Below are 18306 nucleotides of genomic sequence, written 5' to 3'. Positions count from 1 at the left end.
TCTCCGTTGACCTGTGAGGTTGTCAGCACCGCGAGCAGTGACGCTCGCGATGGTTAGGCTACCGTACTTGTTCGCGGTGGGCAAGCGGGCACCCCCGACGTCGTCACCCCGATACAGAACTGCCCCTCTCCCGGAGGAGAGGGGCAGTTCGTGTGCTCGCGACTCAGCAGTCGTAGTAGAGCGAGAACTCGTACGGGTGAGGGCGAATCTGCACCGGCAGGATCTCGTTCTCGCGCTTGTACGAGATCCAGGTCTCGATCAGGTCCTCGGTGAACACGCCACCCTCGGTGAGGTAGTCGTGGTCTTCCTCGAGCTTGTCGATGACGCTGGCCAGCGAGGTCGGGGCCTGCGGGATGTTGGCGGCCTCGTCCGGCGGCAGCTCGTAGAGGTCCTTGTCGACCGGGGCCAGCGGCTCGATCTTCTTCTTGATGCCGTCGATACCGGCCATGAGCATCGCCGAGAAGGCCAGGTACGGGTTGCCCGAGCTGTCCGGGCAACGGAACTCGAGGCGCTTGGCCTTCGGGTTGTTGCCGGTGATCGGGATACGCACACACGCCGAGCGGTTGCGCTGGCTGTACACCAGGTTGATCGGGGCCTCGTAGCCCGGCACCAGACGCTTGTAGGAGTTCACCGTCGGGTTGGTGAACGCCAGCAGCGACGGGGCGTGGTGCAGGATGCCGCCGATGTAGTGGCGCGCCATGTCGGACAGGCCCGCGTAGCCGGACTCGTCGTGGAACAGCGGCTTGCCGTCCTTCCACAGCGACTGGTGGGCGTGCATGCCCGAGCCGTTGTCACCGAACAGCGGCTTCGGCATGAAGGTGACGGTCTTGCCGTTCGCCCACGCGGTGTTCTTGATGATGTACTTGAACAGCAGCACGTCATCGGCCGCGGCGAGCAGCGTGTCGAACTTGTAGTTGATCTCGGCCTGGCCGGCGGTGCCGACCTCGTGGTGGCCGCGCTCCAGGGTGAACCCGGCGTTGATCAGATTGGTCGACATCTCGTCACGCAGGTCGACATAGTGGTCGTACGGCGCGACGGGGAAGTAGCCACCCTTGGGGCGGACCTTGTAGCCGCGGTTGGGGGAGCCGTCGGCCTCGTAGGGCTCGCCGCTGTTCCACCAGCCCGACTCGGAGTCGACTTCGTAGAACGTGCCGTTGATCTTCGAGTCGAAGGCCACGGAGTCGAAGATGTAGAACTCGGCCTCGGCACCGAAGTACGCGGTGTCGGCGATGCCGGTGCTCTTCAGGTAGTTCTCGGCCTTGCGTGCGACGTTGCGCGGGTCACGGGAGTAGGCCTCACGCGTGAACGGGTCGTGCACGAAGAAGTTCAGGTTCAGCGTCTTGGCGGCGCGGAACGGGTCGATGCGCGCGGTGTTGGCGTCCGGCAGCAGCATCATGTCGGACTCGTGGATGGACTGGAAGCCGCGCACGGACGAACCGTCGAACGCGAGGCCGTCTTCGAAAACGCTCTCGTCGAAAGCCGAAGCCGGGATCGAGAAGTGCTGGACAACACCAGGCAGATCGCAGAAACGGATGTCGACGTACTCGACGTTCTCGTCCTTGATCAGCTTGAAAATGTCGTCAGACGTCTTTTCTGCCACGTAAGTGATCTCCTTTACTGGTGTTACCCGCGGTTGAACCTAGGGACACGATGTTGCACGCCAATCAACCGTATGTTTCGCGGACGTTACGCGATCGGTGGTTCCTGGAACCGTGGGCCACCCGCCGCGCGGTTCGGTTGCATGAGCGCGCACGCCTATCCTGACACCATGGCAGGTGCTGATGAATTCCGGCTCGGTTCGTGGCTGTCCGGGCCCGAATCGCAGCGCCCCGTTGATGACTCCACGTACCCGGGTAAAGCCCTCGGCCTGCCGGAAACCGGCCCGGGTTCCCTCGCCCGATTCGGGCGCCGCTTCGCCGCGTTGTTGGTGGACTGGCTGATCTGCTACGGCCTCGGCACCCTGAGTGTGGTGTTCGGCGGATTGAGCGAATACGAATACCAATACGTCTGGCACGGCACACCCGCGGTGATCGCCTGGGTCGTCGTCGGCACGGTGTCGGTGCGGCTCTTCACCTTCACGCCGGGCCAGTTCGCACTGGGATTGCGCGTCGTGTCCGTCGGCCGGAGCCAGTACGTCGGCCTCGGCCGCGCCTTCGTCCGCATGCTGCTGGTGTTGCTGGCCGTGCCGGCGCTGTTCACCGACGCCGACGGCCGCGGGCTGCAGGACCGGCTGACCAACACCGCCGTCCTGCGCCGCTGACCGAAGCGATTTGTGCACGATTTTCCGCGGTCAGCGCGGAAAATCGTGCACAAATCGCAGGCGGCGGGCTACTTGCGACGCGCGGTGCGCTGCATGCCCTTCATCTTGGCGCCCGCGGGCAGCGGGCCCTTGGGCAGGCCGCCGGGGCCCAGCTTGGTACCGAGGGCGGCCAGGCGCGACTCGAGGGCGTCCATCTGCTTGGTGGTGATGTTGGCGGGCAGCTTGGTCAGGTGCCGTTCCAGCTTGGCCAGCGGCACCTGGTCCTCTTCGTTGCCGACCACGATGGTGTAGATCGGCACCTCGCCGACCAGTCGTGCGGTGCGCTTCTTCTCCTGCGCCAGAAGCGGTTTCAGGCGCTGCGGCGAACCCTCGCCGACGAAGATCACACCCGGCCGGCCGACCACGCGGTGCACGGCATCGAAGCTGCCGGTGGCGGCGACGCCCTGCGTGACGCGCCACTGGCCGCGCATGTTGTCCAGCGCCCAGGCCGCCGCGCCGGTCTGGCCGTCAGCCTTGCTGTAGACCGACTTCTGCGCGCGTCGGCCGAAGATGATGAACGCGACCAGCGCGCCGAGCAGCACACCCAGGATGGGCAGCGTGATCCAGCTGAAGATGCCGCCGGAGTACGCGGCCATCGCGACGGCGAGCCCCACGATCAGGACGAACGCGCCGATCATGTACGGCAGCAGCCGCTTGTCCTCTTTGCGCTGAATCTGGAACGCCTGCCAGAGCTGGGCTCGGCGCTGCTTCGAAGCGGCCTTGCGCGCCGCCTTCGCCTCGGCCTTCGCGGCCTTCACAGCGGCAGGATTGGTGGTCTTCGCCATGCCACCAGGATAGATTCAGGAAACCGGTGGCCGTAACCGGGCAGCCTGGGCGTACAGCTTGCCGGCTCGGTAGGACGACCGGACCAGCGGTCCGGCCAGGACACCGGCGAACCCGAGACCCTCGGCGAACTGCTGGTGCTCGACGAATTCCTCCGGTCGCACCCACCGCTCGACGGGGTGGTGCCGCGGCGACGGACGCAGGTACTGCGTGATGGTGACGATGTCGCAGCCCGCGTCGTACAGGTCCTGCAGGGCCACCCGGATCTCCTCGGGCGTCTCACCCATACCCAGGATCAGGTTGCTCTTGGTCACCAGGCCGTAGTCGCGGGCGGCGGTGATGACGCCGAGGCTGCGCTCGTAGCGGAACGCCGGGCGGATGCGCTTGAAGATGCGCGGCACGGTTTCGACGTTGTGCGCGAACACTTCTGGACGTGAGTCGAAGACCTCTTCGAGCAGTGCGGGCACACCGTTGAAGTCGGGCGCCAGCAGCTCGACACCGGTGTTCGGGTTGAGCGCGTGGATCTGGCGGACGGTCTCGGCGTACAGCCAGGCGCCGCCGTCGGGCAGGTCGTCGCGGGCCACGCCGGTGATGGTGGAGTACCGCAGGCCCATAGTGTGCACGCTCTCGGCCACCCGGCGCGGCTCGTCCCGGTCCAGGTCGGCGGGCTTGCCGGTGTCGATCTGGCAGAAGTCGCAGCGGCGGGTGCACTGCTCGCCACCGATCAGGAAGGTGGCCTCGCGGTCCTCCCAGCATTCGTAGATGTTGGGGCAGCCGGCCTCTTCGCAGACGGTGTGCAGGCCCTCGCGCTTGACCAGGCTCTTGAGGTCCTTGTACTCCGGGCCCATCTTGAGCTTGGTCTTGATCCACGGCGGCTTGCGCTCGATGGGCGTCTCCGCGTTGCGGACCTCCAGGCGGAGCAGCTTGCGGTTACCGGGATCAACGCTCATGGTGTCGATGTTAGTGCCGCGGCGCCGAGCGCCTTGACGGACGGAGCGCCGAGTACCTCGCACACTGCCTCGGCCACCCGGTCGATGACGTCCTCGGGCGTGATCTCGCGGCCCAACTCCTTCGTCAGCGACGTGACGCCCGCATCGGCGATGCCGCACGGGACGATGCCGCCGAACGCCGTCAGGTCGCAGTTGCAGTTCAGCGAGAAGCCGTGCAGCGTCGTGCCGCGGGCGACGCGGATGCCGATGGCGGCGATCTTGCGTTCGGGCCGCAGGTCGTCGGCCGGCAGCCAGACACCGGACCGGCCGTCCACCCGGATGGTCTGCAGGCCCAGGTCGCCGCACACCGTCATCAGCGCATCCTCGAGCAGCCGAACGAATCTCACGACGTCGAGCGGCTGTGCCAGGCCGATGATCGGGTAGCCCACCAGCTGCCCGGGGCCGTGCCAGGTGATCTTGCCGCCGCGGTCGGTGTCGATGACGGGGGTGCCGTCGACCGGCCGCTCGTGCGGTTCGGTGCGGCGGCCGGCGGTGTAGACGGGCGGATGCTCGAGCAGCAGCAGCGTGTCGTTGCCGCGCTCGTCGGAGCGGGCGGCGGCGAGCTCGCGCTGCAGCTCCCAGGCGTCGTTGTAGTCGATGGTGCCGAGGCGGCGCACGTCGATCGGGCCGCAGGCAGATCGGATCGTCACTGAACTGACGCTACGCCTGCCGGAGTCAGGCCGCGTTGGGGGCGGTGACGTACGACAGCGCCTCGCCGATGGTCCGCTGGTGGAACTCGAAGCCGGCGTCCTCGAGCGCGGCCGGGATGGCCCGCTGGCCGCCGAGCAGTCCCTCCTCGGCGAACTCGCCGAGCGCGGCCCGCAGCGCGAAACCGGGCATCAGCAGCGGGGTGGGGCGGTGCAGTGCCCGCCCCAGCGCCTCGGTGAACTCGCCATTGGTCACCGGCGCCGGGCCCGTCAGATTCAGCGGGCCGGACAGGTCGTCGTGATTGAGCGCGAACAGCAGGGCCCGCACCTCGTCCTCGAGCGTGATCCACGGCATGTACTGGCGCCCACTGCCCAGCCGGGCACCGAGGCCGAGCCCGAAGACCGGGCGGAGCCGAGCCAGCATGCCGCCGGCCGGTGCCAGCACGAGGCCGGTGCGCGCGAGCACGACGCGGACGCCGGCGTCGGCGGCCGGCCGGGTGGCGGCCTCCCAGTCCAGACAGAGCCGGGCCAGGAAGCCGGTGCCGGCGGGGGATCGCTCATCGGCGATGCGGTCGCGCGTATCGCCATAGAAGCCAACGGCACTGGCGTTGATGAGCACGGGCACCCCGGCGTCGACGACGGCGTCGGTCAGCACCTCGGTCGGGACGATCCGGCTGTCACGCAGGCTCTGCTTGAACGCTCCCGACCAGCGGCGCGCCCCGATGCTCACGCCGCACAGGTTGACCACGGCATCGACGTCACGCAGCGTGCGCCAGTCGAAGTCGCCGGCGTCGGGGTTCCAGTACACCTCGTCGGCGTTGGCCGGCTGCCGGCGCACGATGCGCACCACCCGGTGGTCGGTCGCGCGCAGCGCCGACACCAGTGCGGAACCGATGAGTCCCGACGAGCCCGCGATGGCAATGACCGCGTGCGCCATGGGATTACAGCCCCAGGTCGGCCTCGAACGCACCCTCTTCGAGACGACGTTTGATGGTGGTCACGAACCGTCCGGCGTCGGCGCCGTCGATCAGGCGGTGGTCGTAGGTCAGCGGCAGGTAGCAGACCGACCGGACACCGATCGACTCGTTGCCGCTCTCGTCCACGACGACGCGCGGCCGCTTGACGATGGCGCCGGTGCCGAGCATGGCCGCCTGCGGCGGGACCAAGATCGGGGTGTCGAACAGGGCGCCCTGGCTGCCGATGTTGGTGATCGTGAAGGTGCCACCGGCCAGCTCGTCGGGCCGCAGATTGCCCGAGCGGGCGCGGTCGGCGATGTCGACGATCGCCCGCGCGAGGCCACCGAGGGACAGGTCACCGGCGTTGTGCACGACCGGCGACAGCAGGCCCTGCTCGGTGTCCACCGCGAAGCCGAGGTGCTCGGCGTCGTAGTAGGTGATCTCCTTGGTTTCCTCGTTGTAGCTGGCGTTGACGTTCGGGTGGATCTTCAACGCGTCGATCACCGCGCGGGCGATGAACGGCAGGTAGGTCAGGTTCACACCCTCGCGCTCGGCGAACGAGTTCTTGGCGCGCGCCCGCAGCGAGACGATGCGGGTCATGTCGACCTCGTGGGTCTGCGTCAGCTGCGCCGTGGTCTGCAGCGACTCGCGCGTCTTCTTGGCCGTGATCTGCCGGATCCGGGTGGCCTTCTGCGTGGTGCCACGCAGGTGCGCCAGGGCCGGAGCCGGTGCGGCGGCCGGGGCCTTCGCCGCCGGAGCTGCGGGGGCCGGGGCGGACGAAGCGGCGGCAGGTGCGGCCGGGGCCTTGGCGGCCTCCGCCGCGGCGAGCACGTCCTGCTTGCGGATGCGACCACCGACACCGGTGCCCTGCACCGATGCGAGGTCAACGTTGTTCTCGGCAGCCAACTTTCGCACCAGCGGGGTGACGTACGGGCTGGCGTCGTCCGACGACGACGCGGCCGGGGCCGCAGCAGCCGGAGCGGCGGGCGCCGGAGCGGCCGGGGCGGGAGCGGGCGCGGGGGCCGGCGGCGGGGTCGGTGCGGCCGGAGCCGGGGGAGCCGGCGGTGGCGTCGGCGCGGCGGCAGGCTCGGGGGCGGGTGCCGGTGCCGGGGCTTCGGGGGCCGGGGCGGCGGCCGGGGCCGAACCGGCGGCACCGATCTTGGCGAGCTCGCCACCGATGGACACGACGTCGTCCTCGTCGGCGGTGATGGACAGCAGCACGCCGGCGATCGGCGACGGGATTTCGGTGTCGACCTTGTCGGTGGACACCTCGACCAGGGGCTCGTCGACCTCCACGGAGTCGCCGACCTTCTTGAGCCAGCGGGTCACGGTGCCCTCGGTGACGGACTCGCCGAGCGTCGGCATCACGATCGAGGTGGCGTCGGTCGCGTCGGAGGCGGCCGGGGCGGGGGCCGATGCGGGTGCCGGCGCGGGAGTTTCGGCGGCCGGAGCCGGGGCTTCGGCGGCGGGCTCGGGAGCCGGGGTGGGCTCCGGCTCGGGTGCCGCTGCGGGCTCGGGGGCGGACGGAGCCGGGGACTCGCCGGCCTCACCGATGACGGCGAGCTCGCCGCCGATCTCGACCACGTCGTCTTCCTGCGCGACGATCTTGGTCAGGACACCGGCTGCCGGCGACGGGATTTCGGTGTCGACCTTGTCGGTGGACACCTCGAGCAGGGGCTCGTCGACCGCGACGGTGTCGCCCTCCTGCTTGAGCCATCGAGTGACGGTCCCCTCGGTAACGCTCTCACCGAGTGCGGGCATCTGGACGGAGATGGCCATTACGTTGACTCCTCGAAAAGTCGCTCGTCACTTCGAATGTCTACAGGGCCCATCCTGTCATGCTCGCGCAGTCGAGGAGGGGCGGGTCGGGACTTTGTCCCGCTGTGTTGACACCCTCGCTGAGCAGGCTACTGTCGCAATCGAACCAGTACCGGCGGTACGGGATACTTTGAGGTCAGGCGGGTGTGGCGATGCAGTTTGTGGACAGTGCCGACGGGACGCGGATCGCGACCTACGACGAGGGCAACCCCGACGGCCCGGTGATGGTGCTGGTGCACGGCTGGCCCGACTCGCACGACATGTGGGACGCCACGGTGCCGCACCTCGCCGACACCTACCGGGTGATCCGCTACGACAACCGTGGCTCGCGCAATTCCGGTGTGCCCAAGAAGGTTTCGTCGTACACCATGGCGCACTACGCCGACGACTTCGCGGCCGTCATCGCCGCGCTGGCGCCCGGTCAGAAGGTCCACGTGCTGGCCCATGACTGGGGCTCGGTCGGTATCTGGGAGTACCTGTCGCGACCGGAGTCGGTGGACCGCGTCGCGTCGTTCACCTCGACCTCGGGGCCGAGCGCCGACCACACCCGGCGCTTCATCATGGAGGGTCTCAAGCGGCCGTATCAGCCGGCGCGGTTCCTGCAATCGGTGTCGCAGTTCCTGCGGCTGACATACCAGGGCTTCTTCTCGATCCCGCTCGTGGCGCGAGTGCTGGTGCGCGCCAGCGTGCCGACCATCATTCCGCTCCTGCTGAAGTGGCTGGATGGCATGTCCGACAACCAGATTCGGCATTCGGACACCTTCGCGACCGACGCCGCGAACAGCCTCAAGGTGTACCCGGCCAACTACTGGCGCACCCTTTTCAAGGGCCGGCGCGACCACTACGTCACGGTGCCTGTGCAGGTGATCGTCAACCGCGGCGACCAGTTCGTGCGCCCGTACCTGTACAACGAGACGCCCCAATGGGTCTCGCAGTTGTGGCGCCGGGACATCGAGTCGGGACACTGGTCGCCGATGTCACATCCGGAGCTGCTCGCCACCGCCGCCCGCGAACTCGCCGAGCATGTCGCCGGCGCCGCGCCCACGCCAGAGCTGCAACTGGCTCAGGTCGGCAGCAAAGCCGGCTAGGGCGGCCTATCGGGGCGGCTCGCCGTTGACGTTGACGTTGTGCGTGACTTCGCCCTCGTGGTTCACGTTCACGTTGACCGTGGGATTGCAGGCCGGGTTCTGGAACGCGACGCTGTCGCACGGCATGCCGTTGTTGTAGAACAGCCCGCCGCCGTTGTTGTCGCCGTTGTTGTATCCGGGGTCGCACTGATCGTCGCCGCCCAGCCGGTCGATCACATTCCGGAAGGGACACAACTGGTCGGCGATGATGTCCTCGTCTTCGGGATCGGCAAGCGCCTGTGCGGCACCGCTCATCCCGGCTAATTCCATGCCGATAACAGTGGCTGTGACGGCAGCCAGCTGAATGTACTTATTCATGCAGGAACGGTACGCCTCGGACAAGCTCGGCGGTAGAAAAATTCGGTAACTGCCGTCGTCTCAGCTACCGCCGAGCTGTCGTTGTGTGCGTGGTCAGCCGTTGGCGGCGATGTCCTCCAGCACGGCGAACATCGTGCGGGTCGGGACGCCGGTGCCACCCTTGCCGGTGTAGCCCCACGGGCCGCCGGTGTTGTACGCCGGGCCGGCGACGTCGAGGTGTGCCCACTGCACACCGTCGGCGACGAACTCGCGCAGGTACACCCCGGCCACCAGCATGCCCGCGTTGCGCGCGCCGCTGACATTCGCCAGGTCGGCGACCGTCGACTTCAGGTCGTCCTTCAACTCCTCGGGCAGTGGCATCGCCCACGCGTTCTCGCCGACCTGCTGCGACAGCTTCGCGACCCGGTCGCGGAACTCGTCGCTACCCATCACGCCGGGGGTGCGCGTGCCGAGCGCGACCAGTTGCGCGCCGGTCAGCGTCGACGTCTCGATGAGGTAGTCGGGGTTGTCCTCGCAGGCGCGGACGATGGCGTCGGCCAGGATGAGCCGGCCCTCGGCATCGGTGTTGAGCACCTCGATGGTGGTGCCGCCGTACTGCGTCAGGACATCGCCGGGCCGCTGCGCCGTCGACGACGGCATGTTCTCGGCCATGGGGACGGTCGCGGTGACGTCGACCGCCAGCTTCTGACGCGCCGCCAGCACGACGGTCGCGATGACGGCCGCGGCACCGCCCATGTCGGAGGTCATGTGGTGCATGTTGGCGGCCGGCTTGATCGAGATGCCGCCGGTGTCGAAGGTGATGCCCTTGCCCACCAGCGCCACCTTCTTGGCGTTCTTCTTGCCGGAACGGTAGGTCAGCCGCACCAGGCGCGGCCCGCGGGACGAGCCCTTGCCGACACCCACGATGCCGCCGTATCCGGCGTCCTCCAGTTCCTTCTTGCCCAGCACCTCGACCTCGAGGCCCGCCGACTTACCCAAAGCCTTTGCGCGCTTGGCGAATTCGCCCGGGTACAGGTGGCTCGGCGGGGTGTTGACGAAGTCGCGGGCCGTCGCCACGGCAGTCGCGACATCGACGCCGCGGGCCGCTGCGGTCTCGGCGTCGTCGGCGGTGGACAGCACCGTCAGCGCCGTGAGGCCCGCCTCCTTCGGGGCGGTCTTCGCGCTGCGGAATTCGGAGAAGCGGTAGGCGCCGAGGATCAGGCCTTCGACGGCAGCGGCCACGTCCACTTCGGACAGGGTGGTCACGACGGTCTCGGTGCCGTTGAGGGCGCGGGCCGCCACGCCGGCGGCGCGGCGGATGACGTCGGCCGGCCACTCGTCGCGGTCCTTGCCGAGGCCGACGGCCAGCACGCTGGCCACCGGCAGCGACGGCACGAGCACGCGCGTCACCTGCTCGGTCGAACCCTTCGCGCCAAGGGTCTTCAATGCCACCTCGATCTCGCCGGTGGCTTCGGCGTCCAGGAACGGGTTGGCCAGAACCGTGGCCTCGTCGTTCTCGCCGGTGATGACCGGCACGATCAGCACCGCGGCGTCCAGATCGGACGGCAGGGCGGATGCGACGGTGACGGCGGGGGACTGGTAACCGGGTGCGCTGCTCACCGGTCCCACCCTAGTCATCACGCCTGCCGGGCCGCCCGCTCAGCCTCCGGGCACAGCTCGAACGCGGTCACCGGGTCGTTGAAGCCCTTGAGTACCAAAGGCTCCCGCGGCGCCACCGGCCATTTGCCCGGCATGTCGTACCACGGTGCGGCCACCAGAATCTGCCCCGGCTCGGCTGCGGCCACCAGGCGGGCCGCCAGATTCACCGGATTGCCGAAGTAATCACCACCGGTGGCCACCACCGAGCCGAAACTCAGACCGGCCCGCACGCTGATGTGGGCCATCTTCGGCCGCGGATGGTGCACCAGGTCCATGGCGACCCGCGCCAGCGACTCGGGTGTGGCACTGACCCACATCACCGCATCGCCGATGAACTTGACCACCCGGCCGCCGTCGGCGTGCACCACGTCGTTCGTGATGGCGTTGAACTCGTTGAGCAGGCTGGTCAGGTCGGCCGGCGTGAGCCGTTGCGTGAGCTGCGTGAAATTGGACAGGTCGGCAAACCCGACACCGCAGTCCACCGTCAATGGCTCGCGGCGGGCGACGGCATCGAAATACGTTCGGGCAGCGAACAAGTGGTGGCGGTGAAAGGAGTCGATCATGCCGCCGATGCGCGGAATGAAGGCGGCCGCCGATCGGTAGGCCTGCGCCGTCACGAGTTCGTCGTGGCTGTGGGCCAGGTCGAGTTCCGGCAGACCGGCGCGGCTCATCGACGCCAGCGCCTCGGCCACCCGCGCCACACTGGCGCCGATCACCCGGAGGAAGCCCGTCGCGGCGTCGTCGCCGATCGCCGTCCGCAGGTCGGCCCAGGTGCGCAGCGCCTCGATGTCGTTGTCGGTGAGCGTCGGTGTGTTCGGGTCGGCGACCGTCAGGCCCAGCACCGCCCAGGCCTGCTCGACGTCGGCCAGCGGTAATCCGAGCGCCTCAGCGGCGGCGGTCAGGCTGTGGCTGGGCTGCCCCGACCACTGCACGACGTCGCCGGCCAAGCCGAACAACCGCCCCTGGCGCTCGGCCGTGACCATCTGCTCCGCGGTGAAGCCCAGGCCGTCCAGATACTCGATGAGCGGTGCGCGCCGGCGGGCATCGGCGATGCCCGCGGCTTCCAGGGCGTCGAAATCGACCACGAAACGAGTCTGCCAGCTACCGGGGGACCGGCGGGGCGATCTGACCATCGATAACGCCTCGGATCACAGCCACATACCGACTGCGATCCGAGGCGCAAGCACTAGGCTGACTGGCCGTGAGCGAACTGTTGCAGGGCCCGCTGGAAGACCGTCACCGCGAACTCGGGGCGAGTTTCGCCGAATTCGGGGGCTGGTTGATGCCGGTGTCGTACGCCGGCACCGTGGCCGAGCACAACGCCACCCGCGAGACCGTCGGGCTCTTCGACGTCAGCCACCTCGGCAAGGCGCTCGTGCGTGGCCCCGGCGCCGCCGAGTTCGTCAACTCCGCCTTCACCAACGACCTGCGCCGCATCGGTCCGGGCAAGGCGCAATACACGTTGTGCTGCAACGAGTCCGGCGGCGTGATCGACGATCTGATCGCCTACTACGTCTCCGCCGACGAGATCTTCCTGGTGCCCAACGCGGCCAACACCGCCGCCGTCGTCGCCGAGCTGCAGCGCGTCGCCCCGCCCGAACTGACCATCACCGACGAGCACCGCTCCTACGCCGTGCTCGCGGTGCAGGGGCCGAAATCCACCGACGTGCTCACCGCGCTCGGGCTGCCGACCGACATGGACTACATGGGCTACGCCGACGCCGAGTACAACGGCGTCCCGGTTCGGGTGTGCCGCACCGGCTACACCGGTGAGCACGGCTACGAACTGCTGCCCGAGTGGGACCGCGCGGGCGTGGTCTTCGACGCGCTCGTCGCCGCGGTCAAGGATGCCGGCGGTGAACTCGCCGGGCTGGGCTCGCGCGACACCCTGCGCACCGAGATGGGCTACCCGCTGCACGGACATGAACTGTCGCTGGACATTTCGCCGCTGCAGGCCCGCTGCGGCTGGGCCATCGGCTGGAAGAAGGACGCCTTCTGGGGCCGCGACGCGCTGCTCGCGGAGAAGGAAGCCGGGCCGAAGCGGACGCTGCGCGGCCTGAAGGCTGTCGGACGTGGCGTGCTGCGGGCCGGTTTGACAGTGTTGGACGCCGGGGCGAGCGAAGCGACGGGGGAGGTACCTGCCAAGCCGGTGGGCATCACCACGTCGGGCACCTTCTCGCCGAGCCTCAAGGTCGGCATCGCGCTGGCACTGCTCGACACCGCGGCCGACATCGCCGACGGCGCGCGGGTGACCGTCGACGTCCGCGGCCGGGCGCTCGAATGCGAGGTCGTGGCGCCGCCGTTCGTGGCGGCCAAGACGCGTTAGCCGCGGCGAAAACGCGCTAGCCACGGGCGATACAATCGGCATATGACCGATGGCCCCCTCGAATTCACCGTTTCGCGCGCGAGCAACCCGGCGAGCGATGAGGTAAGGGCTCAGGTTCTGGCCGACCCCGGATTCGGGCGGTTCCACACCGACCACATGGTGGCCATCGACTACACCGTCGACCGTGGCTGGCACGACGCACGGGTCACCGAATACGGGCCCATCGAGCTCGATCCGTCGGCGATCGTCCTGCACTACGCGCAGGAGGTCTTCGAGGGTCTGAAGGCGTACCGCTGGAATGACGGCTCGATCGTGTCGTTCCGTCCGGAGGCCAACGCCGCCCGGCTGCAGTCGTCGTGCCGGCGCCTGGCCATCCCGGAGCTGCCCGGCGACGTCTTCGTCGAGTCACTGCGCCAGCTGATCGCCGTCGACAACGAATGGGTGCCGGCCGCCGGTGGTGAGGCGTCGCTGTACCTGCGCCCGTTCATCATCGCCACCGAGCCCGGCCTGGGTGTGCGCCCCGCCAACGAGTACCGCTATCTGGTGATCGGTTCGCCCGCCGGCGCGTACTTCAAGGGCGGCATCAAGCCGGTGTCGGTCTACCTGTCCACCGAGTACGTGCGGGCCAGCCCGGGCGGCACCGGCGCGGCCAAGTTCGGCGGCAACTACGCCGCGTCGCTGCTGGCGCAGGCGCAGGCCGCCGAGATGGGCTGCGACCAGGTGGTCTGGCTGGACGCCATCGAGCGCCGGTACGTCGAAGAAATGGGTGGCATGAACCTGTTCTTCGTGTTCGGCAGTGGTGGTTCGGCACGACTGGTCACCCCCGAGCTGTCCGGCTCGCTCCTGCCCGGCATCACGCGGGACTCGTTGCTGCAGTTGGCGGTTGACGCCGGCTTCGCCGTCGAGGAACGCAAGATCGACATCGACGAGTGGCAGAAGAAGGCCGCCGCGGGGGAGATCACCGAGGTGTTCGCCTGCGGTACCGCCGCCGTCATCACGCCCGTCGCGCATGTGAAGTACGGGCACGGCGAATCGGCCGGCGAGTTCACCATCGGCGACGGCCAGCCCGGTGAGGTCACCATGGCGCTGCGCGACACCCTGACCGGCATTCAGCGCGGCACCTTCGCCGACACCCACAACTGGATGACCCGCCTGGGCTGATCACGGCCAACGTGAAGAAGATCGCGAGAAATCTCGCGATCTTCTTCACATTCGGCGGCTAGTGGACGGCCAGCCCGAGGGCAGTCAACGTGGTCGTGACTTCGACGGCCGCACCCAGTACGTCGCCGGTGATCCCACCGAACCGGCGGACGCAGTGCGCCACCAGTAGTGCGGTGATTCCCAGCGCGACCAGCACGGCCACCGGACCCTGCCACAGCCGCGGCGTCGCCCACGCGGACGCCGCGGCCACCGCCACCGTCCACGCCGCGACCACCCCCACCGGCTGACTGCCGGCGACCATCGCGCCCAACGTGCTGCCCGGCGCGGCCGGTACCGACGTGCGGCAGGCCGCCAGCGCGGCGACACGGCCCGCGGTGACAGCGACGACGACCGCCACCGGGCTCAGCGCGGCGAACGTCATGCTCTGCGCGCCGATCGCCACCACGATCGCGGCCACCCCGAACGGGCCCGCGGTGCCACCGCGCATGACGGCCAGCGCCCGCTCGGGCGGTCCGTAACAGCCGAGGCCGTCGACGGTGTCGGACAGCCCGTCGATGTGCAGGCCCCGGGTCAGTAGAAGTAGTACCGCCACCGCGAGCAGCCCGGCCAGTGGGCCGGTCACGTACACCTGCCCGGCGCCCCAAACGACGGCCGCGGCGATACCACCGAGAACGATGCCGACCGCTGGAAGCGCAGTCAGTGTGCCCCGCCCGAACGGCCGGTCACTGCGCACCGGCAGGACGGTGCTGAACGCGAAAGCCGAAGCGAGGGAACCGATCACAGTCAGTGTGCGGGCTTGTCGGTGACGTTCGCCTCGCCGAACGTGGCCATCGACGCCAGCGTCGCGACCGCGGCCCGCAGCACGGGCAGCGCCACCGCAGCGCCGCTGCCTTCGCCCAGGCGCATGCCGAGGTCCAGGATCGGCGTCAGTTGCAGGCGCTGCAATGCCACCGCATGCGCGGGTTCGGTCGACAGGTGGCCGGCCTGCCACCACGCCTTCGCGCCGGGGGCCAGCCGGTCGGCGAGGAGCGCCGCGGCGGTCACCACCATGCCGTCGAGCAGCACCGGGGTGCGCCGCAGGGCGGCCTGGGCCAGGAAGCCCGCCATGGCGCCCAGATCCGCACCGCCGCAAACGGCAAGCAGCGCAACGGGATCGGCCTTCACCTGACGCGCGCGGAACAGCGCGTCGCGGATGGCCGCCGTCTTGCGGGCCCAGCCCTCGTCGTCGACGCCGGTGCCGCGGCCCACCACGGCGACGGGTTCGGTCGCCGTCAAGGCGGCGACCAGAGTCGTTGCCGGAGTGGTGTTTCCGATGCCCATGTCGCCGGCGATGAGCAGGTCGGCGCCGGCGTCGACCTCCTGATCGGCAATGGTGCGGCCCGCCGCGATCGCCGCGATGGCCTCCTCGGTCGACAGCGCGTCCTCGACAGCGATGTTGCCGCTGCTGCGTCGCACCTTGTGGGCGCCGATCGCGGGGGAGTGGGCCTCGCCGTCGACGGCGATGTCGGCCACGCGCACGGTCGCGCCGGCCACCTCGGCCAGCACGTTGATGGCGGCGCCGCCGGTGTCGAAGTTCGCCACCATCTGCGCGGTGACCTCGGACGGGAATGCCGAAACGCCGGACGCCGTCACGCCGTGGTCGCCGGCGAACACCACGACCCGAGCACGCTCGAATTGCTTTGGCGGACAGGCACCTTGGCACGCCGACACCCAGACCGACAGATCCTCGAGACGTCCCAGGGAGCCCGGCGGCTTGGTCAGGGTCAGCTGGCGCGCGAGGGCGGCCTCCCGCACATCGGCGTCCGGTTTGGTGAGGTCGGGGAACTGGGCGCGGGGATCGCTCATCGGGGCTCCTTGACGGTGAGAGGCTGGCCGGCCACCACCAGCACCACGCGGTCGCAGACGGCGGCCAGGCGCTGGTTGAGCGCGCCCAGCTCGTCGGCGAACCGGCGGCCCGACTCCGTGGCGGGGACGACGGTCAGGCCGACCTCCGGGCTGACCAGGGCCAGTGGCGCGGTGAATTCGTGGACCGCAGAGGTCAATTCGTCGATATCGGTCCGAAGGGAGGCGCCGGACCGAGCCCCTTCCCATGCGCCGCGCCGGTCCATGGCGGCGACCAGCCAGCCGCCGATGTCGTCGACCATGGTGGCGGCAGCCGAGCCACGCAAAGTCGTTGCCACATCGGCGGATTCGACGGTCGACCAGTGTGCCGGCCGGCGGTTCCGGTGTGCCGAAACCCGGGCCGCGAAGTCGGCGTCACCGGCGACGGAACCGGTCGCGACGTAGCGCACCGATCCGCCCGGACCCGCCGCACCGGCGACCCAATCCTCGGCCCACTGCGACTTGCCCGACCGGATGCCGCCGAGCACCAGGGTGCGCACCGGGCTCAGTCGACCTTGTCTCCGCGGTTGACCTGCGGCTTCGGCACGCGCATCCGGCGCAGCTGCGAAGCCCGGCTGGACGCGTAGAAGCCCAGCTTCCAACCGCTTTCGGTGTTGCCCGGGAACTTCGCGTCGACCCGCTTGTTGATGCGCCGGCTCAGCAGCACACCGTCGATGGCCATGATCACCATCAGACCCAGCATCGCGACCGACAGCAGGCCCTGGGTCTGCACGGGCGGCAGCGCCATCATGAAGAACACCAGCACCAGCGCCGACGGCATGAACAGCCCCAGCACGTTGCGCCGGGAATCGACGAGATCGCGGACGTAGCGCTTGACCGGACCCTTGTCGCGGGGCAGCAGGTAGGCCTCGTCGCCGGCCATCATCTTGGCGCGGCGCGCATCCATGTCGGCGCGGCGGGCCACTCGGTCGGCCTTGCGCTCTTCCTTGGTCTTCGAGTTGCGCAGTTCCTTGCGGCGCTTGCGCGCCTCGGCCGTCGTCATCGGCGCCGGTGCGACCGGGCCGCGCTTGCGGTTCGCGCTCTGCTTGGGGGTCGGGCGGCCCTTGGGCGCCGTGGTGCGGGCCCCGGCGTCGTCGCCCGAGTCGACGGTCACGTCGACGTCGTCAGCATTGCCGCTCTCGTCTCCGGAGTCGGCGTTGTCCTTCTTGCGGCCCAGCAGATTCACGGTGTCAGGTTACTTCGGTGGCCGGGCTCGGCCGTCATGCACCCGAGCTGTGGGCGGCTTAACCTGCTCCGATGAGAGTTCTGGTCGCCCCCGACTGTTACGGCGACAGCCTCACCGCGGTCGAGGCCGCGGCGGCGATCGCCGCGGGCTGGGCCGCCGCGCGGCCGGCCGACACGCTGGTGCTCGCCCCGCAGTCCGATGGCGGCCCGGGCTTCGTCGACGTCCTGGCCGAGCGGCTGGGCGGGCTGCAGACCGCGACGGTGCGCGGCCCGCTGGATCGCGACGTCACCGCGCACTGGGTGCTGCACCAGGACACCGCCTACATCGAGTGCGCGCAGGCCTGCGGATTGGCGCTGCTCGGCGGGCCGCCGACGGTGCGGACCGCGCTGGATGCCACCAGCTTCGGCGTAGGCCAGCTTGTCGACGCGGCGCTGACGGCGGGCGCGCAGAAGGTGGTCGTGGGCCTCGGCGGCAGTTCGTGCACCGACGGCGGCCTGGGGCTCGTCGCCGCATTGGGCGGGCTGACGCCGGCATGTCAGAGGCTGGCCGGTGTCGAGGTCATCGTCGCCTCCGACGTCGAACACCCACTTTTGGGGCCGATGGGTGCGGCCGCGGTGTTCGGTCCGCAGAAGGGGGCCGATCCCGCCACGGTGGAGCTGCTGGAGCAGCGGCTCACGGCGTGGGCCCGCGAACTCGAATCGGTGGCCGGCCGGGACGTCGCCGTCGAACCGGGAGCCGGCGCTGCCGGCGGCCTCGGCGCGGCACTGCTGGCGCTGGGCGGCCGGCGCGAGTCGGGCGCGACGGTCATCGCCACACACACCGGGCTGGCCGCGGACCTGGCTGCCGCCGACCTCGTCATCACCGGTGAGGGCCGGTTCGACGACCAGTCGCTGCACGGCAAGGTGATCAGCGCGCTGGTGGGCCAGGCCGCCGGCACGCCTGTGCTGGTGCTGGCCGGGCAGGTGACGCTGGACCCGTCCGCGCTGGCCGCCGCCGGGGTGACGGCCGCGTATTCGATCACCGACCACGCCGGGTCGGTGGAACTGGCCATGAGCGATGCGGCCAACCAGCTGACCGGATTAGCTACGGGCGTAGCCGCTGAACTCGGGAATACCGGCCCGACAAGGTACCGTTGATGGTGCCTGGATAGTGCCAGGCAATCGATGCACCAGGGAGA

18 protein-coding genes are annotated in these 18306 nt (G+C 69.5%); 5 read left to right on the top strand and 13 right to left on the bottom strand.

Translation table 11 applies throughout. From position 1 onward, the window contains the following. Nucleotides 1-163 precede the first annotated feature (163 nt). Complete coding sequence (gene glnA, locus VXD91_RS03660) at nt 164-1600, bottom strand: type I glutamate--ammonia ligase (RefSeq protein WP_073698180.1); 1437 nt, start codon at nt 1598-1600, stop codon at nt 164-166. Nucleotides 1601-1768: 168 nt separating this feature from the next. Here glnA and VXD91_RS03655 point away from each other — a divergent pair, with 168 nt between their 5' ends. After that, nucleotides 1769-2260, top strand: coding sequence for an RDD family protein (locus VXD91_RS03655; protein ID WP_212812119.1), 492 nt, complete (start codon nt 1769-1771; stop codon nt 2258-2260). Between the two features lie 68 nt (nt 2261-2328). Here the strand turns inward: VXD91_RS03655 and VXD91_RS03650 are convergent, their stop codons facing one another. Genes VXD91_RS03650 through sucB form a run of 5 tightly spaced genes read right to left on the bottom strand, consistent with a single transcriptional unit; the run spans nt 2329 to nt 7453 of the window. Then, nucleotides 2329-3084 carry a DUF4191 domain-containing protein gene (locus VXD91_RS03650; protein ID WP_212812118.1) on the bottom strand — a complete coding sequence of 252 codons (756 nt, stop codon included), beginning with the start codon at nt 3082-3084 and terminating at the stop codon, nt 2329-2331. Nucleotides 3085-3099: 15 nt separating this feature from the next. After that, on the bottom strand, nt 3100-4032 hold the full coding sequence (gene lipA, locus VXD91_RS03645; protein ID WP_020103549.1) for a lipoyl synthase: 933 nt from the start codon (nt 4030-4032) through the stop codon (nt 3100-3102). Continuing rightward, nucleotides 4029-4721 carry a lipoyl(octanoyl) transferase LipB gene (gene lipB, locus VXD91_RS03640; RefSeq protein ID WP_212812117.1) on the bottom strand — a complete coding sequence of 231 codons (693 nt, stop codon included), beginning with the start codon at nt 4719-4721 and terminating at the stop codon, nt 4029-4031. The genes lipA and lipB overlap by 4 nt, the downstream gene beginning before the upstream one ends. A 25-nt stretch (nt 4722-4746) precedes the next feature. Beyond that, nucleotides 4747-5655, bottom strand: coding sequence for a TIGR01777 family oxidoreductase (locus VXD91_RS03635; RefSeq protein ID WP_212812116.1), 909 nt, complete (start codon nt 5653-5655; stop codon nt 4747-4749). A 4-nt stretch (nt 5656-5659) separates the two neighbouring features. Then, nucleotides 5660-7453, bottom strand: coding sequence for a 2-oxoglutarate dehydrogenase, E2 component, dihydrolipoamide succinyltransferase (gene sucB, locus VXD91_RS03630; protein ID WP_346414659.1), 1794 nt, complete (start codon nt 7451-7453; stop codon nt 5660-5662). Between the two features lie 191 nt (nt 7454-7644). Between sucB and VXD91_RS03625 the strand changes: the two genes are divergently transcribed. Beyond that, nucleotides 7645-8580 (top strand): alpha/beta fold hydrolase, encoded by a 936-nt coding sequence (locus VXD91_RS03625; RefSeq protein WP_212812115.1) that lies wholly within the window; start codon nt 7645-7647, stop codon nt 8578-8580. A gap of 6 nt (nt 8581-8586) precedes the next feature. Here VXD91_RS03625 and VXD91_RS03620 read toward each other — a convergent pair whose 3' ends face one another. The 3 genes from VXD91_RS03620 to VXD91_RS03610 all read right to left on the bottom strand — a co-directional run bounded on the left by VXD91_RS03620 (nt 8587) and on the right by VXD91_RS03610 (nt 11660). Beyond that, a complete protein-coding gene (locus VXD91_RS03620) occupies nt 8587-8937 on the bottom strand; it encodes a hypothetical protein (RefSeq protein ID WP_212812114.1) in 351 nt (116 codons plus the stop codon). A 93-nt stretch (nt 8938-9030) separates the two neighbouring features. After that, the gene (locus tag VXD91_RS03615) at nt 9031-10536 is read right to left on the bottom strand and encodes a leucyl aminopeptidase (RefSeq protein ID WP_212812113.1); all 1506 of its coding nucleotides are present in this window, start codon (nt 10534-10536) and stop codon (nt 9031-9033) included. 17 nt (nt 10537-10553) lie between these two features. After that, nucleotides 10554-11660 (bottom strand): adenylate/guanylate cyclase domain-containing protein, encoded by a 1107-nt coding sequence (locus tag VXD91_RS03610; protein ID WP_244872603.1) that lies wholly within the window; start codon nt 11658-11660, stop codon nt 10554-10556. A gap of 116 nt (nt 11661-11776) precedes the next feature. On the opposite strand from VXD91_RS03610, the gene gcvT reads away from it, so the two are divergent. Together gcvT and VXD91_RS03600 are read left to right on the top strand one after the other, a co-directional pair. Beyond that, on the top strand, nt 11777-12901 hold the full coding sequence (gene gcvT / locus VXD91_RS03605) for a glycine cleavage system aminomethyltransferase GcvT (protein WP_212812111.1): 1125 nt from the start codon (nt 11777-11779) through the stop codon (nt 12899-12901). A 42-nt stretch (nt 12902-12943) separates the two neighbouring features. Then, on the top strand, nt 12944-14062 hold the full coding sequence (locus VXD91_RS03600) for a branched-chain amino acid aminotransferase (RefSeq protein ID WP_020103558.1): 1119 nt from the start codon (nt 12944-12946) through the stop codon (nt 14060-14062). A 58-nt stretch (nt 14063-14120) separates the two neighbouring features. On the opposite strand, the gene VXD91_RS03595 is transcribed toward VXD91_RS03600, so the two are convergent. The 4 genes from VXD91_RS03595 to VXD91_RS03580 are packed head-to-tail and all read right to left on the bottom strand — an operon-like array spanning nt 14121 to nt 17129. Beyond that, nucleotides 14121-14843 (bottom strand): adenosylcobinamide-GDP ribazoletransferase, encoded by a 723-nt coding sequence (locus VXD91_RS03595; protein WP_212812110.1) that lies wholly within the window; start codon nt 14841-14843, stop codon nt 14121-14123. A gap of 2 nt (nt 14844-14845) precedes the next feature. Beyond that, a complete protein-coding gene (gene cobT / locus VXD91_RS03590; protein WP_346414658.1) occupies nt 14846-15907 on the bottom strand; it encodes a nicotinate-nucleotide--dimethylbenzimidazole phosphoribosyltransferase in 1062 nt (353 codons plus the stop codon). Next, complete coding sequence (locus VXD91_RS03585) at nt 15904-16443, bottom strand: bifunctional adenosylcobinamide kinase/adenosylcobinamide-phosphate guanylyltransferase (RefSeq protein ID WP_212812108.1); 540 nt, start codon at nt 16441-16443, stop codon at nt 15904-15906. Before VXD91_RS03585 ends, cobT begins: the two co-directional genes overlap by 4 nt. A gap of 5 nt (nt 16444-16448) precedes the next feature. Next, on the bottom strand, nt 16449-17129 hold the full coding sequence (locus tag VXD91_RS03580) for a DUF3043 domain-containing protein (RefSeq protein ID WP_212812107.1): 681 nt from the start codon (nt 17127-17129) through the stop codon (nt 16449-16451). A gap of 71 nt (nt 17130-17200) precedes the next feature. Here VXD91_RS03580 and VXD91_RS03575 point away from each other — a divergent pair, with 71 nt between their 5' ends. Beyond that, nucleotides 17201-18265 (top strand): glycerate kinase, encoded by a 1065-nt coding sequence (locus VXD91_RS03575; RefSeq protein ID WP_318985177.1) that lies wholly within the window; start codon nt 17201-17203, stop codon nt 18263-18265. The last annotated feature ends 41 nt before the right edge of the window (nt 18266-18306 follow it).

The organism is Mycobacterium sp. SM3041, assembly GCF_039668335.1.
Lineage (GTDB): Bacteria > Actinomycetota > Actinomycetes > Mycobacteriales > Mycobacteriaceae > Mycobacterium.
This window is presented reverse-complemented; position numbering and strand designations above follow the sequence as displayed.

Excerpts from the sequence above, each read along its gene's own strand:
- VXD91_RS03655 (WP_212812119.1), top strand. The coding sequence starts at position 1,769 with ATGGCAGGTGCTGATGAATTCCGGCTCGGTTCGTGGCTGTCCGGGCCC.
- VXD91_RS03650 (WP_212812118.1), bottom strand. The coding sequence starts at position 3,084 with ATGGCGAAGACCACCAATCCTGCCGCTGTGAAGGCCGCGAAGGCCGAG.
- lipA (WP_020103549.1), bottom strand. The coding sequence starts at position 4,032 with ATGAGCGTTGATCCCGGTAACCGCAAGCTGCTCCGCCTGGAGGTCCGC.
- VXD91_RS03635 (WP_212812116.1), bottom strand. The coding sequence starts at position 5,655 with ATGGCGCACGCGGTCATTGCCATCGCGGGCTCGTCGGGACTCATCGGT.
- sucB (WP_346414659.1), bottom strand. The coding sequence starts at position 7,453 with ATGGCCATCTCCGTCCAGATGCCCGCACTCGGTGAGAGCGTTACCGAG.
- VXD91_RS03625 (WP_212812115.1), top strand. The coding sequence starts at position 7,645 with ATGCAGTTTGTGGACAGTGCCGACGGGACGCGGATCGCGACCTACGAC.
- VXD91_RS03620 (WP_212812114.1), bottom strand. The coding sequence starts at position 8,937 with ATGAATAAGTACATTCAGCTGGCTGCCGTCACAGCCACTGTTATCGGC.
- VXD91_RS03600 (WP_020103558.1), top strand. The coding sequence starts at position 12,944 with ATGACCGATGGCCCCCTCGAATTCACCGTTTCGCGCGCGAGCAACCCG.
- cobT (WP_346414658.1), bottom strand. The coding sequence starts at position 15,907 with ATGAGCGATCCCCGCGCCCAGTTCCCCGACCTCACCAAACCGGACGCC.
- VXD91_RS03575 (WP_318985177.1), top strand. The coding sequence starts at position 17,201 with ATGAGAGTTCTGGTCGCCCCCGACTGTTACGGCGACAGCCTCACCGCG.